The organism is Kribbella sp. NPDC056345, from assembly GCF_042262745.1.
Taxonomy (GTDB): domain Bacteria; phylum Actinomycetota; class Actinomycetes; order Propionibacteriales; family Kribbellaceae; genus Kribbella.
This window is the reverse complement of record NZ_JBHJQQ010000017.1, coordinates 114240-139506: the sequence shown is the minus strand read 5'-3', so window position 1 is coordinate 139506 and position 25267 is coordinate 114240. Positions and strand designations below refer to the sequence as shown.

Annotated in this window: 19 protein-coding genes; 12 read left to right on the top strand and 7 right to left on the bottom strand. The window is 68.6% G+C overall.

Annotated elements, in window-relative coordinates; genetic code table 11:
* From ACFCV3_RS37790 to ACFCV3_RS37780, 3 genes are read left to right on the top strand one after another with little or no spacing between them, the layout of a single operon-like run.
* On the top strand, positions 1–1188 hold the full coding sequence (locus ACFCV3_RS37790) for a polysaccharide pyruvyl transferase family protein (RefSeq protein ID WP_376038955.1): 1188 nt from the start codon (positions 1–3) through the stop codon (positions 1186–1188).
* Positions 1185–2462, top strand: coding sequence for a hypothetical protein (locus ACFCV3_RS37785; protein WP_376038953.1), 1278 nt, complete (start codon positions 1185–1187; stop codon positions 2460–2462). The genes ACFCV3_RS37790 and ACFCV3_RS37785 overlap by 4 nt, the downstream gene beginning before the upstream one ends.
* Complete coding sequence (locus ACFCV3_RS37780) at positions 2459–3619, top strand: glycosyltransferase family 4 protein (protein WP_376038950.1); 1161 nt, start codon at positions 2459–2461, stop codon at positions 3617–3619. The genes ACFCV3_RS37785 and ACFCV3_RS37780 overlap by 4 nt, the downstream gene beginning before the upstream one ends.
* A 259-nt stretch (positions 3620–3878) precedes the next feature.
* On the opposite strand, the gene ACFCV3_RS37775 is transcribed toward ACFCV3_RS37780, so the two are convergent.
* On the bottom strand, positions 3879–4196 hold the full coding sequence (locus ACFCV3_RS37775) for an IucA/IucC family protein (RefSeq protein WP_376038948.1): 318 nt from the start codon (positions 4194–4196) through the stop codon (positions 3879–3881).
* Between the two features lie 248 nt (positions 4197–4444).
* Here ACFCV3_RS37775 and ACFCV3_RS37770 point away from each other — a divergent pair, with 248 nt between their 5' ends.
* Genes ACFCV3_RS37770 through ACFCV3_RS37750 form a run of 5 tightly spaced genes read left to right on the top strand, consistent with a single transcriptional unit; the run spans position 4445 to position 9904 of the window.
* Positions 4445–5935 carry a sugar transferase gene (locus ACFCV3_RS37770; protein WP_376038947.1) on the top strand — a complete coding sequence of 497 codons (1491 nt, stop codon included), beginning with the start codon at positions 4445–4447 and terminating at the stop codon, positions 5933–5935.
* A complete protein-coding gene (locus ACFCV3_RS37765) occupies positions 5935–6864 on the top strand; it encodes a GDP-L-fucose synthase family protein (RefSeq protein WP_376038945.1) in 930 nt (309 codons plus the stop codon). The genes ACFCV3_RS37770 and ACFCV3_RS37765 overlap by 1 nt, the downstream gene beginning before the upstream one ends.
* A complete protein-coding gene (gene gmd, locus ACFCV3_RS37760) occupies positions 6861–7850 on the top strand; it encodes a GDP-mannose 4,6-dehydratase (RefSeq protein WP_376038943.1) in 990 nt (329 codons plus the stop codon). Before ACFCV3_RS37765 ends, gmd begins: the two co-directional genes overlap by 4 nt.
* Entirely contained in the window at positions 7847–8623 is a 777-nt protein-coding gene (locus ACFCV3_RS37755; RefSeq protein WP_376038941.1) for a WecB/TagA/CpsF family glycosyltransferase, read from the top strand. The genes gmd and ACFCV3_RS37755 overlap by 4 nt, the downstream gene beginning before the upstream one ends.
* Before the next feature lie 9 nt (positions 8624–8632).
* Complete coding sequence (locus tag ACFCV3_RS37750; RefSeq protein ID WP_376038939.1) at positions 8633–9904, top strand: hypothetical protein; 1272 nt, start codon at positions 8633–8635, stop codon at positions 9902–9904.
* A 1-nt stretch (position 9905) separates the two neighbouring features.
* Here ACFCV3_RS37750 and ACFCV3_RS37745 read toward each other — a convergent pair whose 3' ends face one another.
* From ACFCV3_RS37745 to ACFCV3_RS37730, 4 genes are all read right to left on the bottom strand, one after another.
* Positions 9906–10100, bottom strand: a complete 195-nt coding sequence (locus ACFCV3_RS37745) for a hypothetical protein (protein WP_376038937.1) — start codon at positions 10098–10100, stop codon at positions 9906–9908.
* 157 nt (positions 10101–10257) lie between these two features.
* Positions 10258–11781, bottom strand: a complete 1524-nt coding sequence (locus ACFCV3_RS37740; RefSeq protein ID WP_376038935.1) for a fibronectin type III domain-containing protein — start codon at positions 11779–11781, stop codon at positions 10258–10260.
* A gap of 98 nt (positions 11782–11879) precedes the next feature.
* Entirely contained in the window at positions 11880–13400 is a 1521-nt protein-coding gene (locus ACFCV3_RS37735) for a fibronectin type III domain-containing protein (RefSeq protein ID WP_376038932.1), read from the bottom strand.
* Positions 13401–13544: 144 nt separating this feature from the next.
* Entirely contained in the window at positions 13545–15749 is a 2205-nt protein-coding gene (locus ACFCV3_RS37730; RefSeq protein WP_376038929.1) for a LamG-like jellyroll fold domain-containing protein, read from the bottom strand.
* A 144-nt stretch (positions 15750–15893) separates the two neighbouring features.
* Between ACFCV3_RS37730 and ACFCV3_RS37725 the strand changes: the two genes are divergently transcribed.
* Positions 15894–17519, top strand: coding sequence for a Wzz/FepE/Etk N-terminal domain-containing protein (locus ACFCV3_RS37725; RefSeq protein ID WP_376038927.1), 1626 nt, complete (start codon positions 15894–15896; stop codon positions 17517–17519).
* 7 nt (positions 17520–17526) lie between these two features.
* The gene (locus tag ACFCV3_RS37720) at positions 17527–18909 is read left to right on the top strand and encodes an O-antigen ligase family protein (RefSeq protein ID WP_376038924.1); all 1383 of its coding nucleotides are present in this window, start codon (positions 17527–17529) and stop codon (positions 18907–18909) included.
* A 197-nt stretch (positions 18910–19106) separates the two neighbouring features.
* Here ACFCV3_RS37720 and ACFCV3_RS37715 read toward each other — a convergent pair whose 3' ends face one another.
* Positions 19107–20684, bottom strand: a complete 1578-nt coding sequence (locus ACFCV3_RS37715) for a right-handed parallel beta-helix repeat-containing protein (RefSeq protein WP_376038922.1) — start codon at positions 20682–20684, stop codon at positions 19107–19109.
* Positions 20685–20758: 74 nt separating this feature from the next.
* Entirely contained in the window at positions 20759–22165 is a 1407-nt protein-coding gene (uxaC, locus tag ACFCV3_RS37710; protein WP_376038920.1) for a glucuronate isomerase, read from the bottom strand.
* 154 nt (positions 22166–22319) lie between these two features.
* On the opposite strand from uxaC, the gene ACFCV3_RS37705 reads away from it, so the two are divergent.
* Both ACFCV3_RS37705 and ACFCV3_RS37700 read left to right on the top strand, forming a co-directional pair.
* Positions 22320–23321 (top strand): LacI family DNA-binding transcriptional regulator, encoded by a 1002-nt coding sequence (locus ACFCV3_RS37705; protein ID WP_376038918.1) that lies wholly within the window; start codon positions 22320–22322, stop codon positions 23319–23321.
* 13 nt (positions 23322–23334) lie between these two features.
* Positions 23335–24714, top strand: a complete 1380-nt coding sequence (locus ACFCV3_RS37700) for a mannitol dehydrogenase family protein (RefSeq protein WP_376038916.1) — start codon at positions 23335–23337, stop codon at positions 24712–24714.
* Positions 24715–25267 lie beyond the last annotated feature (553 nt).

Below are 25267 nucleotides of genomic sequence, written 5' to 3'. Positions count from 1 at the left end.
GTGCGGATCGGTTTGTTCGGCCGCCTCGGTTCGGGGAACATCGGCAACGATGCGACCCTCGAAGCCGTCCTGGCCTACCTGAAAGCGGAGCGGCCGGACGCGGTTCTCGACAGCTTGTGCTCCGGCCCGGAGCGAGTCACCGAACGGTACGGCGTACCGGCGGTTCAGCTCGGCTGGTTGGCCGGCGCGCAGCCGGTACGCGGTCCGAAGCCGGTCCGGCTGGCCGTGACGCTCGGCCGGATCGTGGTCGCGTCGGTGATCGACACCTGGCGGATCATGTCCTGGGTCCGGCGCCATGACGCCGTCATCATTCCGGGGATGGGCGTGCTGGAGTCCACGCTGCCGCAGCGGCCGTGGGAGCTGCCGTGGTCGCAGTTCGTGATGTCGCTGGCCGGCAAGCTCTTCGGCGTCAAGGTCGCGTTCGTCAGCGTCGGTGCGAATGTGATCCGCGCACGTGTCACCGGCTGGTTGCTGGCGCGGTCCGCCCGGCTGGCCTACTACCGCTCGTTCCGCGACGAGCAGTCGCTGGGTGCCGCGCAGAAGATGCGGATGGCCGGGCTGTCCGATCAGGTCTACCCGGACCTCGTCTTCGCGCTGCCGACGCCTCCGATCGCTGCGGCCGGTGACTCTGTCGGTGTTGGCGTGATGGCGTTCCCCGGAGGTGATGAGGACCGCGCCCACGCGGAGCAGATCCAGGCGGAGTACACGGCGCAAATGACGCAGTTCGTCGAGCGGCTGCTGGCCGATGGACGGCGCGTCCGGCTGCTGATCGGTGACGAGGCTGACGAGGTTGTCGCACTGGAGGTGCAGTCCCGAGTCCAGTCAGCACACGTGGTGTACGAACCGTTCACGTCCACCGACGAGCTGATGAGCCAGCTCGGCACGGTCGACACTGTCATCGGCACCCGTTTCCACACGGTGCTGTTCGGGCTGAAGCTCGGCAAGCCGACCATCGCGATCGGGTATGGACGCAAGCACCTCGCGGTGATGGAGCAGTTCGGCGTCGAGGAGTGGTTCCAGGACATTCGCGAGCTCGACGCCGACCGCCTGTACACGCAGTTCGTGGCGCTGCAGGGGGAGAGGGCGCAGGTGGTCCGCACCATCAACGAGCGGCTGCAGGTGGTTCGGGAGCGGCTGGACGAGCAGTTCGCCGAGCTGACCGCCGTACTGTTCGGAGGCCGCTCGTGAGCGTGCGCAAGCAGGTCCTTGGACGGTTGAGCTGGGGGATCGCGGATCAGGCGGTGTCGAGTCTCGGCAACTTCCTGCTCGGGGTGTTCGTGGCGCGCCTGATGGGAGCTGCGAGTCTTGGTGCGCTCGGGTTGGCGTTCGTCGCGTATGCGATCGCGCTCAACTGTTCGCGGGCGCTCTCGACGGATGCGGTGATGGTTCGCTTCAGTGCGGCCGGTAAGGACAGTTGGCGGCAGGCGGTCGCGGCTGCGGGCGGGGTCGCGCTGTTCGTCGGCGTACTCAGCGGTGCGGTCTGTGTTGGTCTCGGGGTCGTGATGAAGCAGTACACGCCGGGGTCCGAGGCCGGTGCGGCATTCATTGCCCTGGGCATCGTTCTGCCCGGGCTGATGTTCCAGGACAGCTGGCGGTCGGCGTTCTTCGCCGCGGGGCAGGGTGCCAAGACCTTCGTCAACGACACCGTGTGGACCGTGCTGATGGTCGGTGTGCTGGCGGTTGGGTACGCCGCCGACATCCGCGGCATCACCTTCGCACTGCTCGTCTTCGGCGGTACGGCGTGGGTCGCGGGACTGTTCGGTATCTGGCAGTCGCGGATCCTGCCACGGCCGGGGCTCGCGATCGGCTGGCTGCGCAAGCACCGTGATCTGGGTGTCCGGTTCCTGATCGAGAACGTCGTACTGGGTGCCGGTGGTCAGATCCGCGCGCTCGTCGTCGCCGCGACCGGTGGACTGGCGGCCGCCGGTGCGATTCGGGGTGCGGAGATGGTGATCGGCCCGGTGGCTGCGCTGCTGATGGGGGTCGGCCAGGTCGCCGTACCGGAGGCCGCTCGGGCGCTGACCCGCGGGCGTCGCGCGTTGCTCCGGCTGGGTGCTGCGTTGAGCGGTGGGCTGGCGGTTGTCGCGCTCGGTTGGGGAGTGACCGTGATGGTGACGTTCCCGCTGGGGATCGGGCGGCTCGTGCTTGGTGACGTCTGGGTTGACGCTCGTGGGCTGGTGCTCGGCATCGTCGTGAGTTGTGCCGCGGGATGCACCCATGTGGGTCCGTCGGCTGCGCTGCGCGCTCTCGGCCGGGCCGACCTGACTATGCAGTGCCAGCTCGTCGTGACCACGCTGTTCGTCGGGATGGCTGCGGTCGGTGCGGTGTTCTGGGGTGCCCAAGGCGCTGTCTGGGGGACGGCCATCGCCTCGATCGTCGGTGGCGGAATTTGGTGGAGCCGCTTGCAGAAGGCCCAGCACGAGCACTTCGCGGCGGCCCATCTGGAAGGGGCGCCTGCGTGAGCGAAGTGGTCATTGCGACGTTGATGCGGCTGGAGGGCCCGTCGGGACTGCAGAGCCATGTGCGCACCTTCGATGAGTATCTGCGGTCTGAGTCCGAACCGGTGAGCGTGGTCAGCCCGTTCTCGGCCCGGTCGCCGTTCGTGCTGCCGATCTTCGCGGCCCGGATCCTGGTACGGCGGATCAGTCGGCCGGCGGGGATTCGGTGGCACGAGTACTGGCACGCGCGGTACCTCGAAGCGGCCCTGCGCCGGCACCTGGCCTCGCGGCCGGATGCGGTGATCTATGCCCAGTGCCCGATCAGCGCCGGGGTCGCACTCCGGGTGCGCACAACCCAGCCGGTCGTGATGGTCGCGCACCTGAACATCTCGCAGGCCGACGAATGGGCCGACAAGGGCGAGATCCCGCGGAACGGTTCGGTGTTCCAGGCGATCCAGGAGCACGAGGCCGACGTACTGAGCAGACTCGACGGGATCGTCTACGTCTCCACCTTCAACAAGTCCCAGCTGGAAGCCCGCATCCCGGCGCTGCTCGACGTACCGAACGCCGTCGTACCCAACCCGGTGCCGGAGAGCCCGCAACCGGCGGTCGCCCCATCAGTCGTGGCGGACCTGGTCACGATCGGCGGCCTCGAGCCCCGCAAGAACCACAGCCACCTACTCCACATCCTCGGCGCCGCCGCAGCCCGCGGCCACCGCTACACCCTCTCCATCGTCGGCGACGGCCCCGAACGCACCGCCTTGCAGAGGCTCGCAACCGACCTGGACATCGCTCCCCAGATTCACTTCCTCGGCTACCAGCCAGACCCCCGCCCCATCCTCCGCCAGCACCGCGTCTACTGCCACACAGCCACCATGGAAAGCTTCGGCATCGTCCTGGTCGAAGCCATGGCCGAAGGCCTCCCAGTCGTCGCGGCCGCGGTCGGCGGTATCCCAGACGTACTCCGGCCAAACGTCGACGGCCTCTTCTGGCCCCTCGACGACGCCAACGCAGCCGCCGAGACCCTGATCGCCCTGATGGAAGACCCCGCCACAATCTCCCGCCTGGCCACAGCCGCCCGCACCCACTTCCAGCAAACGTTCGCCGCCGACGTAGTAGGCCGCCAACTCCACACCTTCCTCCAACACACCGTCCCCCACCCCCACCCCCGAGTGCCGTAAACACACCTCCCCCCGAACCGGTTCGGGGCGCAATCCCGGCGCCACCGGCACCACCGAGCGCCCGCCCACCGGGTTCACCGTGCGGCCGTCCACTGGGTTCAGTGTGTGGCGCAGGCGGGGTTCGCGGGTGGGCGGAGCTGGGGGCCATCACAAGTGGGTTGGGTGGGGCGAGTTGAGGCTGGGGGCAGTGGCGGCTGGGTGATTGTGATGGCGTGGGGGTTCGGCGCCACCGGCAGCGACGCTCGGGCTGGATGCGTGGCTAGGCGCTTGCGCCCAGCAGGACGAGGTTGCGTTTGGCTAGTTCGCCGGCGCAGCGGGTGGCTAGGCGGTTGGCCCATTGCCGGGGGTGTACGGCGATCAGGTGGAACTCGGCGACGTCGAGACCTCGCTCGGCCAGCGTGGCGGCGAACTCGGCCTGGGAGTCGGGGGCGAGCTGCGCGGCGGGGATGGTCTCGGCGAGGACGGCGCAACTGGCTCGATCACGCCGGGCGGCGAGCCATACCGGTGCGTCCGGATCCGGTGCGTAGCTGCGGTACGCATCGAGGCCGAAGCCGATCAGGTCGTCGATCGTGGTCATGAAGGCCTTTCCTCGATTGGTCGGATGGCTGACTACCAGGTTAGGGTTACCTAACTTCGCAGCTCGTGCAAGTTCTGTGCAACGGTTCCGCGTCGATGGTCGCAGTACACCGCAGCACGTAGTAACCTGCCGTGACTCGCCGTCAACTTGCGGGTGAATTTTGTGAGCCAGGAAACCAGGGATTTCACCGTCACTTAGTGCGGTGATCACCGTTTGACAGGTATGACGCGCAGACACGAGGAAGCGGAGTGAGCGGAGCTGAGGCGCCGGACGCGGTCGACGGCCGCCGTCCGCTCTGGGTGGTTCCGCATGAGGTTCCCGCGATCGTTCCCCGGTCGTCGCGCTCGACCGAACCGCGCTGGCTCGGGGTGTACCGCTGGGCCGCTGTCGGCGGTGATCTGCTGGCCGCGATGCTCGGTGTGTTCGTGGCGCTGCTGGCCCGGTTCGGTTCGGGTGTCGGCAGTGGCTATCTGATCGTGAGCAGCTTGCTGCCGCTGGCCTGGGTGGCCGCGGTGGCGCTCTCCAAGGGGTACGACCCCCGGTACTTCGGTACCGGGCCGGACGAGTTCCGGTCGCTGCTGCGGTCGGGGGTCGGGCTGACCGCGGCCGTGGCGATGGCGTCGTACGTGACGAAGACCGAGATCGCCCGCGGCTTCGTCGTGCTGGCGATCCCGGTGATGTGTGCGGCCGCGCTCTGCCTGCGGTACGCGCTGCGGAAGGATCTGCACCGGCACCGGGTTCGAGGCCGTTGTATGCATCGGGTTCTCGTGGTCGGGCACAGCGTCCCGGCCGCAACCTTGTGTGAGCACCTCGAGAGCCGGCCGACGGACGGGTTCCGGGTGGTCGCCACCTGCCGGCCGCGCACCGAGGAGGTGACCGACGGGCCGCTGCACGCCGACGAGCTGGACGAGGCGGACATCCTGGCCGCTGCCGACCGGCACGCGGTCGAGGTCGTGGCCATCTCCACCGATCCGGAGCTGGTCGGTCACTCGCTGCGCCGGTTGTCCTGGGCGCTGGAGCAGCGCGGGATCGAGCTGATCGTCTCGCCGGGCATCATCGAGGTGGCCGGTCCGCGGATCTCGGTCCGCCCGGTCGCCGGCCTGTCGCTCCTGCACCTCGAGCGGCCTTCGGTCAGCGGCGGGCCGCATCTGATGAAGGCCGTCTTCGACCGGGTGATGGCACTCAGCATGATCATCCTGCTGTCGCCGTTGCTGATCGGTCTGGCGCTCGCGGTCCGGCTGTCCAGCCCGGGGCCGGTGCTGTTCCGCCAGCAGCGCGTCGGCCGCGCGGGTTCCGAGTTCACCATGCTCAAGTTCCGCAGTATGTACGCCGATGCCGAGCAGCGGCTCGGTGACCTCTATGCGTTGAGCGACGGCAACGGTGTGATCTTCAAGATGCGCGACGACCCGCGGATGACCCCGCTCGGCCGCTGGATCCGGCGCTTCTCGCTGGACGAGCTGCCGCAGCTGTTCAACGTCCTCCGCGGTGAGATGTCGCTCGTCGGCCCGCGCCCGCCGCTGTCCGAGGAGGTCGCGCTGTACGCCGCCGACGACTCCCGCCGGATGCTGGTCAAGCCCGGCATCACCGGCCTGTGGCAGGTCAGCGGCCGCAGCGACCTGTCCTGGGACGAGTCGGTCCGGCTCGACCTCCGGTACGTCGACAACTGGTCGATGACCCTTGATCTGCTGATTCTCTGGAAGACCGTGCGTGCGGTGATCTACGGCGCGGGAGCGTACTGATGGAACTTGACGCGACCGTTTATGTTGCAGGCCATCGCGGCCTGGTGGGTTCGGCGATCTGGCGGCGGTTGGAGGCGGCCGGGCACACCCGGCTGATCGGCGCCTCGTCGTCCGAGCTCGACCTGCGGGATCGCGATGCGACGTTCGCGTTCCTGGCCGAGCACCGGCCGGAGGTGGTGATCGACGCCGCGGCCCGGGTCGGCGGGATCCTGGCCAACCGGGATCACCCGACCGAGTTCCTCAGCGACAACCTGCGCATCCAGGTCAACCTGATGGATGCGGCCCTCGCCGTACGGACACCGCGGTTGCTGTTCCTCGGTTCGTCCTGCATCTACCCGAAGTACGCCGAGCAGCCGATCCGCGAGTCGAGTCTGCTGACCGGTGAGCTGGAGCCGACCAACGATGCGTATGCGATCGCGAAGATCGCCGGCATCATGCAGGTCCAGGCGGTACGGCGGCAGTACGGTCTGCCGTGGATCTCGGCGATGCCGACCAACCTCTACGGGCCGAACGACAACTTCGACCTGACTTCGTCGCATGTGTTGCCGGCGCTGATCCGCCGGTTCCACGACGCCAAGGTGAGCGGTGCGCCGGAGGTGGTGCTGTGGGGGAGCGGTACGCCGCGCCGGGAGTTCCTGCACGTGGACGACCTGGCCGACGCGTGCCTGCATCTGCTGGAGACGTACGACGAGCCGGAGCCGATCAACGTCGGTGTCGGCGAGGACGTGACGATCCAGGAGCTGGCCGCGCTGGTCGCCCGCGTCGTCGGGTATGAAGGTGCTATTAGCAACGATCTGTCCAAACCGGACGGGACGCCGCGCAAGCTGCTCGATGTGAGCCGGTTGCAGGCGTTGGGGTGGAAGCCGACCATCGACCTCTCCGACGGAGTGGCCGCCACCTACGCCTGGTACCTGGAGCACGCTGTATGAAGAAGGCTTTTGTCACCGGGATCACCGGGCAGGACGGCTCCTATTTGGCTGAGCTCTTGCTGGCCAAGGGTTATGAGGTCCACGGCCTGATCCGGCGCGCGTCGACGTTCAACACCAAACGGATCGACCACCTGTACGAGGATCCGCATCAGACGGGCAAGCGGCTGTTCCTGCACTACGGGGATCTGACCGACGGCTCGCGGCTGGTGACGTTGCTGGCGTCGATCCGGCCGGCCGAGGTGTATCACCTGGCGGCGCAGTCGCATGTGCGGGTGTCGTTCGACGAGCCGGAGTACACCGGTGACACGACCGGGATGGGTACGACGCGATTGCTCGAGGCGATCCGGATGATCGGGCTGGACTGCCGGTTCTATCAGGCGTCGTCGTCGGAGATGTTCGGTGCGACGCCACCCCCGCAGAACGAGTCGACCCCGTTCTACCCGCGCTCGCCGTACGGGGCGGCGAAGCTGTACGGGTATTGGATGACGCGGAACTACCGCGAGGCGTACGACATGTTCGCGGTGAACGGGATCCTGTTCAACCACGAGTCGCCGCGGCGCGGTGAGACGTTCGTGACGCGGAAGATCACCCGCGCGGTGGCCGCGATCAAGCTGGGTAAGCAGGAGCGGCTGTATCTGGGGAATCTGGATGCGTGCCGGGACTGGGGGTATGCGCCGGAGTACGTCGAGGGGATGTGGCGGATGCTGCAGCACGACACTCCGGCCGACTACGTGATCGCGACCGGTACGTCGTACTCGGTGCGCGACTTCGTGTCGCTGGCGTTCGACCATGTCGGGCTGGACTGGGAGGAGTACGTCGATCACGACTCCCGGTACGAGCGTCCGACCGAGGTCGACTCGCTGATCGGTGACGCGTCGAAGGCGAACACCGAGCTGGGCTGGAAGGCCCAGACCCACGTGCCCGAACTGGTCCGCATCATGGTCGACGCGGACCTGGCCCTGCTGACCCCGGAGGACAACCGATGACCGATCTCGAGGCCCCTGCCACCGCAGCGGACCGGGTCGACGTACTCGGCATCCAGGTCAGCGTGACGAACCTCGACCACACGGTCGCGACGTTCGAGCGCTGGATCGACAACGGTGAACGGCAGCTGGTCTGCGTCACCGACATGAACGCGCTGCTGCACGCCAAGGCGGACGAGCGGCTGACCGAGGTGTACAACACGGCCGGCCTCGTCGTACCGGACGGCATGCCGCTGGTCTGGGCGGGTAAGAAGGCGGGCTTCGAGCAGATGGACCGGGTGGCCGGGCCGGACCTGCTCGAGCGGGTGATGGCCGAGGCTGCCGAGCGTGGCTGGACGCAGTACTTCTACGGCGGCGCCGAGGGCGTGGCCGACGAGCTGCGGATGCGGTTCCAGGACCTGCACCCCGCGTTGAAGGTGCAGGGGGTCGAGTGCCCGCCGTACCGGGCGCTGACCGAGGCCGAGGACGCCGAGACGGTGGACCGGATGAACTCGGCGCGGCCGGACATCATCTGGGTCGGTCTCGGCGCTCCGAAGCAGGAGCGCTGGATGGCCGAGCACCGCGAGCGGCTGAACGCGGCGATCCTGATCGGGGTCGGTGCGGCGTTCGACTTCCACACCGGGCGGCTGGACCGTGCGCCGCTGTGGATGCAGCGTGCCGGACTGGAGTGGAGCTATCGGCTCTACAAGGAGCCCCGGCGGCTGTGGAAGCGCTATCTGATCGGGATTCCGCGTTTCGGGTTCGGCGTACTGCGCCGCCCGCCACGTGCTGTGTAACGTGCCAGAGTGAAGTTCCGGCGACCGAAGAAACTACGTCGACTCGCCGGACCGGCCGGTCGCGCGGGTTGGGGCTTGGCCGACCAGGCCCTGTCCAGCCTGAGCAATCTGGCCGTCGGCGTGCTGGTGGCACGCTCCAGCTCGGTCGCTGACTTCGGTGTGTACGCGCTGGCCTTCGGTGGCTACACGATCGCCCTCAACGTCTCCCGGGCAGTCTCCACCGAGCCACTGGCCGTCCGGCACTCCACCGACGGCCGCACTCCAGCCTGGGAGCGTGCAGTCCGAGCCAGTACGGCGACCGCCCTGCTGCTCGGCTTTCTCGGGCTCCTGGTCGGGCTCGCGATCGCGCTGTTCCCCGGTGTGCCGTCGCGCGGGGTGCTGGTCGCGTTCGCGATCACCATGCCGGGGCTGCTGCTGCAGGACGCGTGGCGCTGGGCGTTCTTCGTCGTGGGGGACGGCTACAAGGCCTTCCTGAACGACCTGATCTGGCTGCTCAGCATGCTCGCGATCTTCGGCGGGCTGTACCTGACCGATACCGCGTCCGCGTTCTCGATCACCTTCGCCTGGGGCCTGGGCGCGGTGATCGCCGCGGTCGCCGGTCGCTTCCAGACCGGGCTGGCGCCGCGCCGCCAGCTGATCAGGGAGTGGGTACGCCGGAACTGGGACCTGACCCCGAAGTACGTCGGCGAGATGCTGGCGATCTCCGGCACCATCCAGGTCTACATGCTCGGGATCACCGCAGCCGCCGGCCTGGCCGCCACCGCCGGTATCCGCGGTGCCCAGGTCCTGCTCGGGCCGGTCAACGTGCTCAATCAGGGCATCCGGATGATCTCGGTCCCGGAAGCAGGCCGAGCGCTGCGCCACTCCTACCGGAGGCTCTGGCTGGTCGGCCTGGCCATCTCGCTGGGCGTAGGCGCCGGAGCACTCGCCTGGGGAGCCGTGTTCCTCCTGCTCCCACCGGTCGTCGGCCGCGAGCTGCTGGGACCAGGCGTCTGGGCGCAGGCGCACGCCGTACTGATCCCAGTAATCCTGCTCCAGGCCTTCGGCGCCTCGAACGCAGGCGCCTTCGCGATCCTGCGAGCCCTGGCGGCCGCCAACCGGGGCTTGGGCGTCCGGCTGGTCTCATCCGTCGTACTGGTCGTCTGCGGCGTCGGAGGCGCCTTCCTGGACGGCGCCAGCGGCGCAGCCTGGGGCCTGGCCGGCGCCTCCTTCTGCACGCTGCTCCTGTGGTGGCACCAGGCCAACCGCGCCATAGCCGCCCACCGCCGCGCCAACGCCTGACCTAGCTGCGCTCAAACAGCTCCGCAAGCCCGGTCGGGACATCCCCGCAGCGCAGCTGCGCAGCCACAGTGAGCGAGAACGACGCCGCAGTCGTCCACAACCGCGCCCCGGGCCGATGCAGCCCAACCAACAGAGCAGTCGCAAGCGCCGCTCCCGCCACGGCCGTACCGATCACCTGCAGAGTCCGACGCGTCATGACAACAGCATCCCGAAAGCAGGCCGGCTCCAGCATCGGCCAACGGCACTCACTTCCTGGTACGACGTACGACCCAGGTATGAGGCCGATCGCTCCCAATGGACCGCAACGACTGAGCCCCCGGCCTGGTAGGGCCGGGGGCTCGAATCGGTGGTTCCTACTTGACGGTGATGGTGGAGTAGCCGCCGCGGACGGTGTTCTTTCCGTCGGTGACCTCGATGCGGTACATCTGCGAACCGAGTGGCGCGTTCGGGTCGGTCAGCGTGATGTTCGGCCGGCTCCAGAACGTCGAGTTCGCGGTGGTCGTGGCGACCACCACGTTCGTCGAGCCGCGCAGGAGGCGGTAGGTGAGCGTGATGTCGTCGTTGTCCAGGGAGGTCTGGACGGTGGCCTTGACCTGCTTGGTGACGGTGTTGGACAGCGTCGGCAGGACAGGGCCCAGCGGGACAGCGCCGTTCCCGAGGTTCGTGAAACGGGTCAGGCCCTGCTGACCGGCGCCGTTCACCTTGGTGAAGTCACCGCCGACCCACAGGTCCGTGCCACCGGTCGCCGAGACCAGCGGGCCGACCTGCGTCGGGGCCGCGGCGTTGGTGTTCGGGAACCAGGGCCCGATCTTGCCGTCGGCCGGGTTCTGCAGCAGCAGGTAGTGGTTGCCGGTGCCCTCCGGGAACGCCGGACCGGCCGTGGCCGCGCTGCAGTCGTGCGCGTGCGACCCCTTGAACAGCCAGCCGCTCACCATGGTGATCGCCTCGGTGGCGCCGAGGCAGGTGTTCCGCCAGACCAGGTTGCCGGTGGCAACATCGGCCGCCCAGGTGCCGTCGAAACAGCCGCCGCCGTCACCGGCGTTGGCGAAGTACACCTTGGTGCCGACCGTCTCGATGTCCTTGACCCGGCTCTTGCAGGTCGTGGTCGGGCTCGGTACGGCGGAGGCCGCGGAGAACGGCAGGATCGCACCGGTCGAGTTGTTCACACTCGCCACGGCCCACCGGCTGGTGGTGCCGATCTTGGTGAAGGTGCCACCCAGGTAGACCTTGGAGTTGTCGTCGGCCGCGTCGATCGCGTACACGTCGGCGTCCGCGTTCGGGTTCCACGGCAGCAGCGTGCCGTCGACCGTGCTGATCGCCGCCGCGCGGTTGCGGGCGACGCCGTTGACGAGCCCGAACGAACCGCCGAAGTACAGGCTGTTGCCGCCGATGGCGAGCGTCTTGACCCGGTACGAGACGCTGGGCTTGATGTTCGCGATCAGCGCGCCGGTGGTGGAGTCGAAGGCGGCCACCCGGTTCCGGGTGACTCCGTCGACCTTGGTGAAGTCACCGCCGATGTAGATCTTCGAGCCGTCCGGCGAGGCGACGATCGACCAGACCACGCCGTTCAGCACGTGGTTGAACGTGGTGTCGAGCGCACCGGTGGTCTGGTTGAACGCGGCCAGGTAGGTCCGGCTGGTCTGGCTGGCCCCCGGGGCGGCGCCCGGCGGACGCACGTTCAGGAAGCGGCCACCGACGAACGCCTTGTTCTTGGCGACCGCCAGTCCGAGCACACTCGCGTCGGTCTGCCAGGCACTCGCCGGGAGCGCGGTGAGCGGGCCACCGGTGGTCACTGCGGTTTGAGCCGGCTGCAGGGCGATCAGGAGCCCGGCAACGCCGAGACCTGCCGCGCCGAGCGCAGCGATAAATTTCCTCACTTTTATGAACCCCCCTCGGGTTCAAATGTACTCCGGGACCGGCGGGCGGCCGGTGGGCGAATGCGAAGGGGCTGCCCGTCCGGACAGCCCCCATGGTTCTACTGGACCTTGACGGTCGCTGTCGAGCTCTTGACGGTATTTCGGTCGTCGGTGACCACGATCCGGTAGCCGACCGTCTGGCCGGACTTCACCCCGGTGTCGGTCACCGTGTAGGACTTCCGCTTGTCCCAGTAGTACGAGTTGTACTTGTAGGACCCGATCCTGGTGTTACCGCGGAAGACGTTGTACGTCAGCGTGATGTTGTCGAGGTCGTAGACGTCGGTGAACTTGACGGTGACCTTGGCCCGGCCGGCAGTCAGCGCCGGAGCCTTCGGTACGGCGGGAAACGCGCCACCCGGCGCACTGCTGAACCGGGTGAGTCCCTGCTGGCCCTTGCCCGCGACGTGCAGGAAGTCGCCACCGGCCCACAGACCGGTGCTGTCACCGGCGAAGGCCAGCGGGCCGACCTTCGTGGTGCTGTTCTGGTCGGCGTCGGTGTTCGGGAACCAGGGGCCGATCTTGCCGTTGGCAACGCTCTGGACCAGCAGGTAGTGCGTGCCGGTGCCGTCGCCGAACGAGCCGTCCTGGCTGCAGTCGTGCGCGTGCGAGCCCTTGTAGAGCCAGCCGTCGATCGCCTTCAGCGCCTCGTTCGCGCCCAGGCAGTGGCTCTGCCAGAGCAGCTTGCCGGTGGTGGCGTCGGCCGCGATGATCCCGTCGTAGCAGCCGGGCCCGTCACCACCGTTGCCGATGAACACCTTGTTGCCGAGGGTGTCGATGGCCTTGACCCGGGTGGTGCACTCCCAGGTCGGCTTCGGGATGGAGTTCGCGGCCGGCATCGACAGCGCGGAACCGGTCGTACTGTTCACCATCGCCAGCGAGTAGTGCTCGCGGCTGTTGATCTTCTCGAACGGCCCGCCGATGAACACCCGGGTGCCGTTGTCGGAGGTGGCGATCGCGTAGACGTCGTCGTCGGCGTTCGGGTTCCACTTCAGCAGTGCACCCGTGCTGAGGGTGACGGCACCGACGCGGTTGCGGACCTGGCCGTCGATCTTGGTGAAGGCGCCACCGATGAAGACGCTGTTGCCGTAGATGGCCAGGGTCTTCACCCGGGCCGCGACGACCGGATCCCAGGTCTTGGCGAGCGCGCCGGTGGCGGCGTTGAACAGGGCGACCTTGCTGCGCTTGACGCCGTTCACCGTGGTGAAGTCGCCGCCGAGCACCACCCACTTGCCGTCCGGGCTGGTCGCGATGCTGTAGACCGCACCGTTCAGCTTCGGGGCGAAGGTGGTCGGGGCGCCGGTGGTCTTGTTGAAGGCCGCGACGTACGTGCGGACCGACTCCCGCTGGCCCTTGGCCGCGCCCGGCGGGCGGATCCTGGTGAAGAGGCCACCGGCGAACACGGTGTTGCCGGCGATGGCGAGCGCGTTCACGCTGCTGTTCGTCTGCCAGGCCGTCTGCCGCACCGCGGAGACCGCGGAGCCGAAGCCCTTCGACGCAGCCTCGACCGGCGGACCGGACGGAATCAGCGCCGCGGCAACGACAGCCGCAGCGGTGACAAGAGCCAGAACTAGCTTCTTCATCAACTTCCTTTGACTGGGCGGGGGACAGTCGACGGCACGTGCCGCACATCGCACCAGTTGCGGACACTAGCGCTGTGGGAGGCCGGCTGGAAACCGACCCCCCTCCGCGTTATGACTTTGTGCTACAACTCCCCGACAGAATGCTCATCGAGCAGCGTAGTGGCCCTGCACCTGCGCCGAGCTGAGGGCATAGGGGTAGACAGCCGCTTCGTCGAGACCGAGACCGGTCTGGGTGGCCCCGCCGCCCGCCCACGCGCTCGTGTTGTCGTAGCCGATCCGCCACCAGCCGTAGTACAGCGCCGCCGTACCGGTGCTGGTGCTGCCGACCAGCATGCCGTCGACGTACAGCTTCAGCAGGCCGTTGTCGAAGGTGCCGGCCACGTGGTGCCACTGGTTGTCGTTCTTGCCCGACGGGCTGGTCACGGTCCGCTGGGAGCCGTCGTTGACGCCGAACAGGATCGCGCCGTTCGAGCGCATGTAGAGCATCCGGTCGCCGCCACCGACGCTGTTACCGGTCTTGGAGCTACCGAAGCCGATGATGCGCCCGCCGCGTGTCGAGCTCTGCTTGACCCAGGCCTCGACAGTGAACTGCTGCGGCATGCTGTAGGCCTTCTCGCCGACCATCCGGCCACTGCTCGAGCTGGTGGACGCAGCGGTGTTCCCGGCGATCGCACCGCTCGCGCCGAGCGACATACCGGTGAAGGTGCCGTTGTTGCTCTGACTGGACGAGTCGACCGAGGTCGTCGTACCGGAGGGCTCGCCGAGGCGCCAGTACGCCTGCGGGCCGTCGGAACTGATGATCTGGTCGTACGCCGTCGACTTCACGCTAGCCACTGTCACCGGGTCGGAGTAGTTGCCGCGCAGCGTCGTCGTACCGTCGGTGACCTCGACCCGGTAGTTGGTGGACTCACCCGGGGTCACAGCGGTGTCGGTGTAGTGCAGCCAGGGGCGGTCCCAAGGCGTCGACTTGGCGGTCCAGGTCGCGATGGTGGTGTTGCTGAAGCCCTTGAGCAGGCGGTAGGTCAACGTGCTGTCGTCGTTGTCGACCACGGTCGGGAAGTGGATCTGCACGGTTCCCGGCTCGACGCTGTACGGCGTCAGCTTGGCCGGCTTCGCCGGTGCGGCCCCCGGACTCGCGTTCGTGAAGCGGGTGAGGCCCTGCTGGGCGAGGCCGTTCGAGGTGGTGAAGTCGCCGCCGACCCACAGGTCGCTGCCGCCGGTCGCGAACGCCAGCGGTCCGACCTCGGTGGGCGCGCCGGCGTTGGTGTTCGGGAACCACGGTCCGAGGGTGCCGTCGGTCAGCTTCTGGCTGAGCAGGAAGCGGTAGCCGAAGCCCTGCGGGAAGCCGCCGGCGCCCTGGTTCGCACAGTCGTGGGCGTGAGAGCCCTTGTAGAGCCAGCCGTTCACGACCTTGACTGTCTCGGTCGCGCCGAGGCACTGGTTCTTCCACTTCAGCTCGTTGGTCGCGATGTCGGCGGCCCAGGTGCCGTCGAAGCAGCCACTGCCGTCACCGCCGTTCCCGAAGTAGACGGTGTCACCGCTGGCGTCGATCGACTTCACGCGAGTCGTGCAGGAGCCGTTAGGAGGCGGTACGGCGGACGCCCCGGGGAAGGGGAGTGCCGCGCCGGTCGCCGGGTCGAGGCTGGCCACGGTGTTCTGGCTGGTGCCGTTGACCTGGCTGAACTGGCCCCCGGCGTACACCTTCGAGCCGTCGTCGGCCGCGGCCACGGCGTACACGTCACCGTTGACGGCCGGCGCGAACGGCAGCAGCGTGCCGGTGTCCGCGGTCACCGCGGCGAGGCGGGGCCGGTCCTGGCCGTTCACGAGGCCGAACGAACCACCGAAGTACACGGTGTTGCCGGAGACGGCGATCGTCTTGACCCGGTAGGAGACGCTCGGCTTCCAGCTCGCGACGAGCGCGCCGGTGGCGGTGTCGAAGGCGGCGATCCGGTTCCGGGTGACGCCGTCGACCGTGGTGAAGTCGCCGCCGACGAAGATCCGGGAACCGTCGGCGGACGCGGCCACGGCGTACACCTGGTCGTTGAGGACAGGGGTGAACGAGCCGACCAGTGCGCCGGTGCCCTGGTCGAACGCGGCCAGGTAGGCCTGCGCGACCTCGCTGGTCCCGGCGGCCGCGCCTGGTGGCCGAACGCTGGTGAACCGGCCTCCGGCGTACGCCTTGCCGGCTGCGACGGTCAGACCCTGCACGCTGGCGTTGGTCTGCCAGACCGGGCTGTCGGTGGCCGACAGCGAGGCCTCGATGCTCTGAGCGGCGGGTGCGTAGACCAGCGACCCTGCGACCAGTGCTGTGGCAGCTGCCGCGACGGACGCAACGAACCATCTCTTCATACGGCGATGTCCCCCTCGGACATGAACGGTCCCTCACGCGCCCCCGCGACCTTGGAGAAGAGAGTAGGGCACTCTGCGAGACCGACTCGCCACGCCTTGCCGTCGTAGCTATCCTGAGGCGCTGATCGACGGAATGAGGTAGGGATGGAACCGGGCACTGTGGTCTGGCGGGAAACCGCTCAGTCACTGCTACGGCAGAAGTGGCTGATCATGGCCTGCATCGTGCTCGGTCTGATCGGGGCATCGGTCTTCGCGCTGTCCCAGACCCAGCGCTGGACGGCGTCCAGCCAGCTCGTCATCGGCCCGGCAGTACCGCCCGCACTGGTCGGGAAGCTGCCGAGCAGCACCGACAAGACCGGTCCGCTCGGCATGGACCTGCCGGCTGAGACCCAGGCGCGGGTGATGGCCAGCCCGCGGTTGCTGCGGACGGTCGCCGCGTCGCTGGGGCTGCCGACGTCCGACGAGACCATCCAGGACCTCACCGCCGTGACCCGGGTGAAGGCGGTCACCGACAACGCGTATCTGGTGACCACCGACGGGCCGACCGCGGCTCAGGCGGTCCAACGCGCGAACGCGATCGCGACGACGTACTTGAAGCAGCGCAACGACGCTGCGAAGGCCCTGCTGACCACACTGGCCAGCCAGGCGCAGGACCGCGCGAAGACAGCGACTGCCCAGTCGCGGTCGCTGGTCAGCCAGATCGACGAGGCTGTTCAACGCGGCGACACCCAGACTGCGAGCCAGCTGCGCGACCAGCGGGTCGGGCTGGCCACCGAGGCCCGGCAGGCAGCTGACGATGCGGCGGCCATGCGGAAGGCCCTGACCGGTGTTGGCGCCGGGAGTGAGCTGGTGACCCCGGCCACGACCGACACCGCCTCCTCATCGCCGATGGTGGCGCGGGACATCCTGGTCGGCGGCATCCTCGGGCTGGTGCTCGGGTTCGGTCTGGCCTTGCTGCGGTCGCACTTGACGCCGTACATCCTGACCCGCGACCAGGCGGCGCGCGCCTCGAGCTCGCCGGTGATCGCGGCCTCCGAGGGGAACCGGCGGCGCTTCTGGCACCGGTCCGCACCGGAGCTCCCGCAGTACGAGATCACTGCGCTGGGCGCCGAGGCCAGTGGTGCCTTGGCACGTCGTGAGTTGAACCCGCGCGGCTTCGCCGGTGGTGGCGCTGGCGCGCTGCTCGTCGTCTCGGCGTCGACGAGCCCGAACGCGGCCGGTATCGCGCTGGCGATGGCTGAGGCGAACGCCCGCGACGGCCGGGAGACGCTGCTGGTCCTCGCCGACGTCGAAGGTACGCCGGTTCTCCCGCACGTGACTGGTCATGAGGGCCTGACCGACCTCGTCGTCGAACCGGCCGCGACCCGCGCGATCCGCGCCCGCAAGCTCTTCCGCCCCGGAACCGTCGCCGACCTCTACGTCCTGCCTCCCGGCCTGAACCACGAGGAGACGGCGTCCGCGGTCGGCCCGTCGCTGGTTCCGGGCATCATCGCCGACCTCCCGCCGGGCTACTCGGTTGTCATCCACGGCCCCGCCGCGGTCGGCCGGCACGGCATCTCGCCGCTCGCCGCCGCCGTCGAGGCCTCCGTCCTCGTGGTGCAGGTCGGCCACGACAAGGAGATGGACGTCGCCCGCCTCACTGCGGCCCTGCACTACGCCGGCGCCCCGGTCCTCGGTGTCGTGCTGATCGGTGCGTCCGACCACGACGAGACGCTCGGCATCCCGCTCAACTACACCCCGACCGAATCTCCCACCCCCCACATCCGCTGACTGCGCCATGCAACGAGGCGCAGAGCTGTTCCGGAGGGGAGCGGAGTACCGGGTCGGGCGTGGCTGGGGTCCGCGGCGGGACCGGCTGGCGCAGGCGGTCCCGGGGACGGTCGAGACGCCACTGGAGAAGCCGGCCTGGTTCTGGCTGATGCTGTGGTGTCTGTTCGTGCTCGGTGTGCAGCCGTGGTCGTCGCGGGTCGCTGCACCCCAGGGGACGACCGGCTCCACCAACAGCGTGATGAAGGGGTTGCTGCTCGGTGCGATCTTCCTGATCGCACTGGCCGCCACCAAGCCCGGCTTCCGGACGCGCGTCAACCCGACCGGCAGCCTCTATGTCCTGTACGTGATGTTCGCGACCGCGACGGCGTTCCTGCTGGCCGAGCCGCTCGGTCCGCTGACTCGGCTGGCTCGGTTCCTGATCGGCCTCGTGCTGGTCTTCCTGCTGTGGCGTCCGCTGGTGCAGGTGCCGGAGCGGCTGATCCGCGCTCATCTCTGGGCGCACATTCTGCTGGCGATCACTGTGGTCTTGAGCCTTGCGTATGCGCCAAGTCAGGCGTGGCGACCGTTGAGCGCCTTCGGTACCGGCTATCGCCTGCAGGGCGTCATCATCCCGATGCTGCCGCCGCGCGTCGGCGAGGTCGGCGCCATCATGCTCGGGCTGGCGCTGATCGGGTTCATCTGCAAGAAGCTGTCGCTGATACCGTCCGCAGGCCTGATCGGTCTCGGCGTCATCCTGATCGCGGCCAGCCGCACCCGCACCTCTGCTGCCGCGATCGCCTTCGGTCTGGTGCTCGCGCTGCTGCTCACGCGGAAGACGTGGCTCGGCCGGCTCGCGACCCTCGGCGTACCGGCTTTGCTCGGCTTGGCCTTCCTGACCATCGGGTCACTACACACCTGGCTGCTGCGCGGCCAGGGCACCCGCCAGATCAGCTCACTGAGTGGCCGTACGACGAGCTGGCAGGCCGTGCTTGACGAGAAGGTCTCGATCCAGACCGCGATCATCGGCCACGGTCTCGGCAACAAACGCGTGCTGCTGCGGCGTGGTGAAGGCGATATCGACGTGATGGCCATCGACAACAGCTGGCTCGGTCTCTACTGGGAGACCGGGCTGCTCGCGGTGGCGATCGTCGCGCTGGCGGTGCTCCTGGCCTGGATCGCGGTGCTGCGCGCACCGACGCCGTACATCCGGGCTTGTGGTGCCCTGCTAATGGGTTACGTCAGCGCAGCATCATTGAACGAGAGCGGCCTATCAGACCTCTCCTCAATGACCGTCCACCTCCTGGTAGCCGCCGCAATCTGCGACGCAGACCGAATCCGCCACCGCTCCAAACCCCCAATCACCTTCCGCCCAGGCCCCACCCGCCCCCCAGCAACCGCCCCCACCCACTGAGCTCCCCGGCCTGGTGAGTTTCCCGGTCCCGGCAGCGTCTTTCGGCTGGCGATCTCCCCGGCCTGGTGAGTTTCCCGTCCCGGCAACGTCTTTTCGGCCGGCGACCTCCCCGGCCCGGTGAGTTTCCCGCCCCCGGCAAGCTCCCTCACCCAGCAAGCTCCCTCACCCGGTGAACTGCCCTCGGCCGGCGGCCTCCTTTAGCTGGAGACGGAGTCTTGGTCGAAGCCGGCTTCTTGCCATTGGGGCCAAGTCAGGGACTTGCCGCGGTAGGCGAAGCGCGTGCTGCCGGGGAGCCGGTAGCTGTTGCGGCGGAAGGTGATGGCGCCGGAGGTGGTGGGGGAGGCCTTGTTCTCGACGACGCCGGTGCTGGAGCCGTCGTCCTTCAGGACGATGAGGTTGCCTTCCACGATCACGTCGCTGAGCACGTAGCGCCCGCGCGGGCCCTCGCCGCGGGTACGGGACTGGATCGAGATCCCGTTGCGGTTGTCCTTCACCAGATTGCCGCGGACCTGCACACCGGCGGAGGTGTTCACGTTGATCCCACCGCCGTCCCACAGGCTCCCGCCGGAACCCCGGCCGGTACCGAACCCGTTGCCCTCGACAACGTTCTTCTCGATCACGCCGGCGTAGCTGATCTCGTACCGGATCCCGTCGGCCGCGTTGTCCCGGATCCGGTTCGCGCTGATCCGGCGGTCGTACTCGGCGATGTCGCTCCACAGACCGACACCGCGGTTGCCGATGATGTCGTTCCCGGAGACCTCGCCGGACGACCGGGTGGATTTGATCCCACCGGACTCCCAGTCGGCGATCCAGAACCCGTCGGTGTTGTTGCGGGTGACCAGATTCGCGGTCACCCGCGCGTCGGCCGACTTGTACTGCCCGAGACCGAGCTGGCCGTTGTCGGCGATCGTGTTCCGGCTGACCTGCGCGCCGTCGGCCTCGATCAGCATCACGCCGACCGCATGGTTCCAGCGCACCTCGTTCCCGGTGATGCGCCAGCCGCGGCCGGCCTCCAGCGCCCCGCCCTGCGGGCGTGACGCGAAGTGCTCGATCGTCAGCCCGGTAACGGTGACCCGCTCAGCGCTGCTCACGAACGCGGCGGTCGTCCGCGACATCTCGACAGCACGGCCGCTCGGGTCATCGGCGACGTACACCGCATTGGCGGCGTAGTCGCCGTAGAACGTCCCCGGCTGCAGGTCCGATGGCCTCATCACCCGGGTGAGGTGTCGACCGTCGACGAACAGCTGCTCGCCGCGCTGACAGGGATTGGCCCGGTTGTCCTCGCACTGCCCCTTGAGCGGGTACGCCGCCGGCAGGACCCCGCGCACCACCCAACGATCGCCCTCGCGCGCCCAGCCGGTCAGCTGCTTCGAGCCCGTGAGTACGACGCCCGGCCCACCACCGAACCTGTCGCCCTCACGCGGTTCGATCGGCTTGCCGATCCGGTGCAGCCCCTTCGCGAAGCAGTACGTCGTCCCGGCCGGGTGCTCGCCGATCACCTGCTGCGGGTCCGCTCCAACCGGAATCTCCACACCGCTACACGCCTTCGCCGTACTAGGTCCCGTCGGTCCGAGCACGGCGGCCGCCGCAGCCGGTGGCTCGGTCGGCACGGTCACGGTCGTCGTCACCGGGCCGGCCGTCCCGGGCCCGTCGCCGCTCGTGCATCCACTGAGCAGCAACGCGAACCCGGCTGCCATAGCTGCCGATCGAAGGGGGACGCCGCGGTACCCGGCCCACCGCCGATCACGCTGACCCACGATGACCCGACGCCTCATCGACCGTTCCTTCCAACCCACCCAGCCCACCCAGCCCCAGGATCTGACACCGCAAGATCTGGTGGAGACTACCGCTAGCTCAGGTAGGTGTCCTTGGCGAGGTTGTAGGCCAGGTCCTGCGCGACCTCGAATGCGTCCTCCTCGTCCAGCCGGTGCTGCACGACCAGGTCGGCCAGATAGCCCGCGTCGATCCGTCTGGCGAGGTCGTGCCGGGCCGGAATCGACAGGTACGCACGGGTGTCGTCGACGAAGCCGGAGGTGTTGTAGAAACCGGCCGTCTCGGTCACCAGCTCCCGGAAGCGTCGCATCCCACCAGGACTGTCCAGGAACCACCAGGGCGCTCCCAGCCGGACCGCCGGATACACACCGGCGAGCGGCGCGAGCTCCCGCGAGTACGTCGTCTCGTCCACGGTGAACAGCACGATCCGGAAGCCCTCCGCATGCCCGAACCGCTCGAGCAGCGGCCGCAACGACCGGGTGAACTCGGTCGTCACCGGGATGTCGTGCCCCTGATCCGGCCCGTACGTCGCATGGATCGCCGGATCGTGGTCCCGCAGCACGCCGGGGTGTAGCTGCATGACCAGCCCGTCCTCGGCCGACATCACCGCCGACTGGAACAGCATGTGCCCGGCGAACACCGCCGCATCCTCGGCCGACACCTGACCCTTGAGTGCGTCGGCGTAGATCCGCTCGGCCTCCGCGTCGGACAGCGGTGTCGCCGCGGCGCTGAAATGCCCGTGGTCGGTCGCTCTGGCCCCTGCCTGCACGAAGACTTGCCGCCGCTTCCGGATCGCCTCCAGATAGCCGCCGTACGTCGAGGTGTCGGTCTCGGCGAGTTGGCCGAGCTGCTCGGCCAGGTGACTCCAGCCGGGCCGGTCGAGGTGGACGACGGCATCGGGCCGGAAGGTCGGGATCACCCGGCCGGGTAGCTCTGCCTCGACCTGTGCGTGCAGGGCGAGGTCGTCGGTCGCGGCGTCGGTCGTGGACAGCAGCTCGATCCGGAACCGGTCGAGCAGCGCCCGCGGACGGAAGTCGGGCTCGGCGATCCGCGCGGAGATCTGGTCGTACAGCTCGTCGGCGGTCTCAGCTGACGGGTGAACGGACAGCCCGAGCACCTCGGCGAACTCGTGCTCCAGCCAGTACCGACTCGGCGTGCCGCGGAAGAGGTGCCAATGTGCACAGAACTCGCGCCAGACCTCCCGCGGGTCGGCCGTGCGCGTGCCGTTGCGGCGGGGGAGACCCAGCCGATCCGGTGCGACGCCCTGCGAGACGAGCATCCGGGTGACGTAGTGGTCCGGGATCACCAGCAGCTCGGCCGGGTTGCCGAACGGTGCATCGGCCGCGAACAAGCTGATGTCGACGTGCCCGTGCAGGCACAGCAGTGGCAGATCCTTCGTCGATGCGTGGATCCGGCGGGCCAGGTCACGTGACTCACCGGCCGGCAGGGCGCGATCGGGATGGGGCTGCAGGGCCTTGGGCATGAGGGCCTCCTCGACTGCGATGATCGGCTGCGACGAATACCGCAAAGGATTGCAGCCCTTTGCTGACAAGGCAAATCGGTGTCCACAACGGACGATTTGACAGGGTGCTGCAACGGATTGCAGACTGAGGCGATTCCGGCTGGAGGAGGTGGCGATGACCGCGACGCTTCGTGATGTGGCCCGGCTCGCCGGGGTGTCTCCGTCCACCGTGTCCCGCGCGCTCTCGATGCCGGACATGGTGAATGTGGACACCCGTGCCCGGGTGGCTGTCGCCGTCGAACGGCTCCGCTACGAGCCGAACCGGGCCGCCCGCGGCCTCATCACCGGCCGCACGGGGAATGTCGGCCTCGTCGTCCCCGATGTCGCCAACCCGTTCTTCGCCAGTGTGGTCAAGGGCGTCCAGGCCCGGGCCCGCCAGGACGACGTCGCGGTCTTCGTCGCCGACACCGACGAGGAGCCCGCGGTCGAGGCACGCCTGTTCCGGGCCCTGGCCAAACAGGTCGACGGCCTGATCCTCTGCTCACCGCGCTCGAGCGCTGAAGACCTCTCCGCGATCGCCGAGGAGACGAACGTCGTCCTGATCAACCGGGGCGTCCGCGGCATCACCGGCATCATCTTCGACGACGAGGACGCGATGCGGCAGGCGATGGCACACCTGGTCGCGCTCGGGCACCGCCGGATCGCCTGGGTCAGCGGTCCGGAGGCGTCGTGGTCGAGCCAGCACCGCACTGCCGGTCTGCGCGCCGCCGCCACGGCCCGGGACGTCGAGCTGATCGAGGTCGGCAGCTTCGCGCCCACCTACGAGGGCGGTGTCGCCGCGGCGGATCAGGTCGTCGCCACCGAGGCGACCGCCGTGGTCACCTACAACGACCTGATCGCGATCGGTCTGCTGTCCCGCCTGCATGCCCGGGGGATCTCGGTGCCGGACGACCTCAGCGTGCTCGGGGTCGACGACGTCGAAATGTCCCGGATGGCGATCCCGGCGCTCAGCACGATCCGCCTGCCGCAGCAACGAGCCGGCCAGATCGCCGTCGAGACGCTGATCGGGCTGATCACGATGCCGGAGGCCCTACCACCGCTCCGCCGGAGCAACGCACTGACCGGCGAGCTGATCGTCCGCAACTCCACCGGCCCGGCACCGTCCCCCAAAGGCTGAAAGAGGTCACCTCGTGAACAGGTTGAGTCTCGCCCACCTCCCCGTCGCACCCGCCGTCGATCCGCGATCCCTCTCGGTCGGCGTCGTGCACCTCGGCCTCGGTGCCTTCCACCGCGCCCACCAAGCCGTGATCACCGAGCGCGCGGCAGCACTGACCGGTGACACCCGCTGGGGCATCACCGGCGTCAGCCAACGCTCAGCCACCGTCCGCGAGCAGTTGGCCCCACAGGACGGCCTGTACGCCGTTCTCGAGCGTGGTGCCGGCGATCCGACGGTCCAGGTGATCGGGAGCATTCGAGAGGTGCTCACCGCGCCGGAGGACCCGGAGGCGGTCGTCGCGCGAATCGCCGACCCCGCGGTCTCGGTCGTGACGCTGACGGTGACCGAGAAGGGTTACCGCGCCAAGAACGGCGCGCTCGATCTGGACGACCCGGAGATCCAGGCCGACCTCACCGGCAGGCCACCGCGGACAGTCGTCGGTCAGCTGGCCGCCGCGCTGGCTCGTCGCAACGAGCCGCTGACGATCGTCTCCTGCGACAACTTGGTAGCCAACGGCCCCTTCTTGCGCCGGCTCGTCGCGGAGTACTTCGAAGCGCTCGGCAAGGTGCCTGAGGTGTTCGAGGCATCCCGGTTCCCCGCGAGCATGGTGGATCGCATCGTTCCCGCGACCACCGATGCCGATCGCGACGACGCTGCGCGACTGCTCGGCGTACGCGACGAAGCGGTTGTGGTCGCGGAGCCGTTCCTGCAATGGATCATCGAGGACGACTTCGCTGGCGCGCGCCCGGCCTGGGAGCAGGGCGGCGCAGTACTCACCGGTGACGTGGCGCCCTGGGAGCAAGCGAAGCTCCGCATCCTCAACGCCACCCACTCGATGCTCGCCTACCTCGGCGCCCTCCGCGGCTACGAGACCATCGCCGAAGCAGTCCGCGACGATGAGCTGGCCGCCCTCGCACACACCCTGATCACCGAAGACGTCATCCCCACCCTCACCCCACCCGACGGTCTCGACCTCCCGTCGTACGGCGCCACCGTCCTGGAGCGCTTCGCCAACCCGGCCCTGAAGCACCGCACCACCCAGATCGCCATGGACGGTTCGGTCAAACTCCCCGTCCGCCTCCTAGGCACAGTAGAAGACCGCCTAGCCACCGGCGCCGAACCCACCACCCTGGCCCTCGCCGTAGCCGCCTGGATGGTCTACGCCAAAACCACCCCTACCCTCGACGACCCCCAAGCCCCCCTCCTGACCAAAGCCCTGGCCAACGCCACCACCCCCACAGCCATAGTCGACGCCCTCCTCCCCATCACCACGATCTTCACCCCCGCCCTAGCCACCTCCACCCCCTTCCGAGCCCTCCTAATCACCCACGTAACCGCCCTAACCACCCCCTAACCCGCATCCTCCGACCCTCACACCCCGGCCCTCACACCCGGCCCCGTGGGCGTCCGTCCGGATTGCTGCCTAGCCCGGTCTTCTTGACCGGTTCGCAGGGTGACCCGATGGGCGTGCGGGGTGGGGGTCTGGTCGTGCGGGGCTGGGGGGGGTGGTTGCCGTCGGTGGTTGACGAGATCGTGCGGGCGCCCTGTCGTGGTGGTGAAGAACAGCAGATCAGCCCGTTGAGGCGCTGCCGATTGCGGGCCGGCCCCGGCGTGGAGTGAGCGTCGGCCATGCATGGGCCGAAGTGCTTCCCAACCCGTCAATTGGCCACCCCGTCACCGCCAAACGACCCGCCCGCCGGCCGGGGCGGGCCAGTTTGCGGGGGCGGGCAGATCTGGGTGAGGGCTTGAACAGGTAATTGCTTGTCTCAGACCACCAGTTCCTGTTCACACCCTCGGCAGCCGGCTTGCCTCGGGGGACGTTGAGATTCACAGAGTTCTGCTGTCACCGGGCGGCAGCAGGACTGCGTGGGGCGCCGGTGCCAGGACCGGCGGCTGGGCTCGGCCGG

Coding starts and splice junctions, on each gene's coding strand:
- uxaC (WP_376038920.1), bottom strand. CDS start 22,165: ATGCCCAAGGCCCTGCAGCCCCATCCCGATCGCGCCCTGCCGGCCGGT.
- gmd (WP_376038943.1), top strand. CDS start 6,861: ATGAAGAAGGCTTTTGTCACCGGGATCACCGGGCAGGACGGCTCCTAT.
- ACFCV3_RS37765 (WP_376038945.1), top strand. CDS start 5,935: ATGGAACTTGACGCGACCGTTTATGTTGCAGGCCATCGCGGCCTGGTG.
- ACFCV3_RS37755 (WP_376038941.1), top strand. CDS start 7,847: ATGACCGATCTCGAGGCCCCTGCCACCGCAGCGGACCGGGTCGACGTA.
- ACFCV3_RS37705 (WP_376038918.1), top strand. CDS start 22,320: ATGACCGCGACGCTTCGTGATGTGGCCCGGCTCGCCGGGGTGTCTCCG.
- ACFCV3_RS37730 (WP_376038929.1), bottom strand. CDS start 15,749: ATGAAGAGATGGTTCGTTGCGTCCGTCGCGGCAGCTGCCACAGCACTG.
- ACFCV3_RS37775 (WP_376038948.1), bottom strand. CDS start 4,196: ATGACCACGATCGACGACCTGATCGGCTTCGGCCTCGATGCGTACCGC.
- ACFCV3_RS37745 (WP_376038937.1), bottom strand. CDS start 10,100: ATGACGCGTCGGACTCTGCAGGTGATCGGTACGGCCGTGGCGGGAGCG.
- ACFCV3_RS37735 (WP_376038932.1), bottom strand. CDS start 13,400: ATGAAGAAGCTAGTTCTGGCTCTTGTCACCGCTGCGGCTGTCGTTGCC.
- ACFCV3_RS37715 (WP_376038922.1), bottom strand. CDS start 20,684: ATGAGGCGTCGGGTCATCGTGGGTCAGCGTGATCGGCGGTGGGCCGGG.
- ACFCV3_RS37720 (WP_376038924.1), top strand. CDS start 17,527: ATGCAACGAGGCGCAGAGCTGTTCCGGAGGGGAGCGGAGTACCGGGTC.
- ACFCV3_RS37725 (WP_376038927.1), top strand. CDS start 15,894: ATGGAACCGGGCACTGTGGTCTGGCGGGAAACCGCTCAGTCACTGCTA.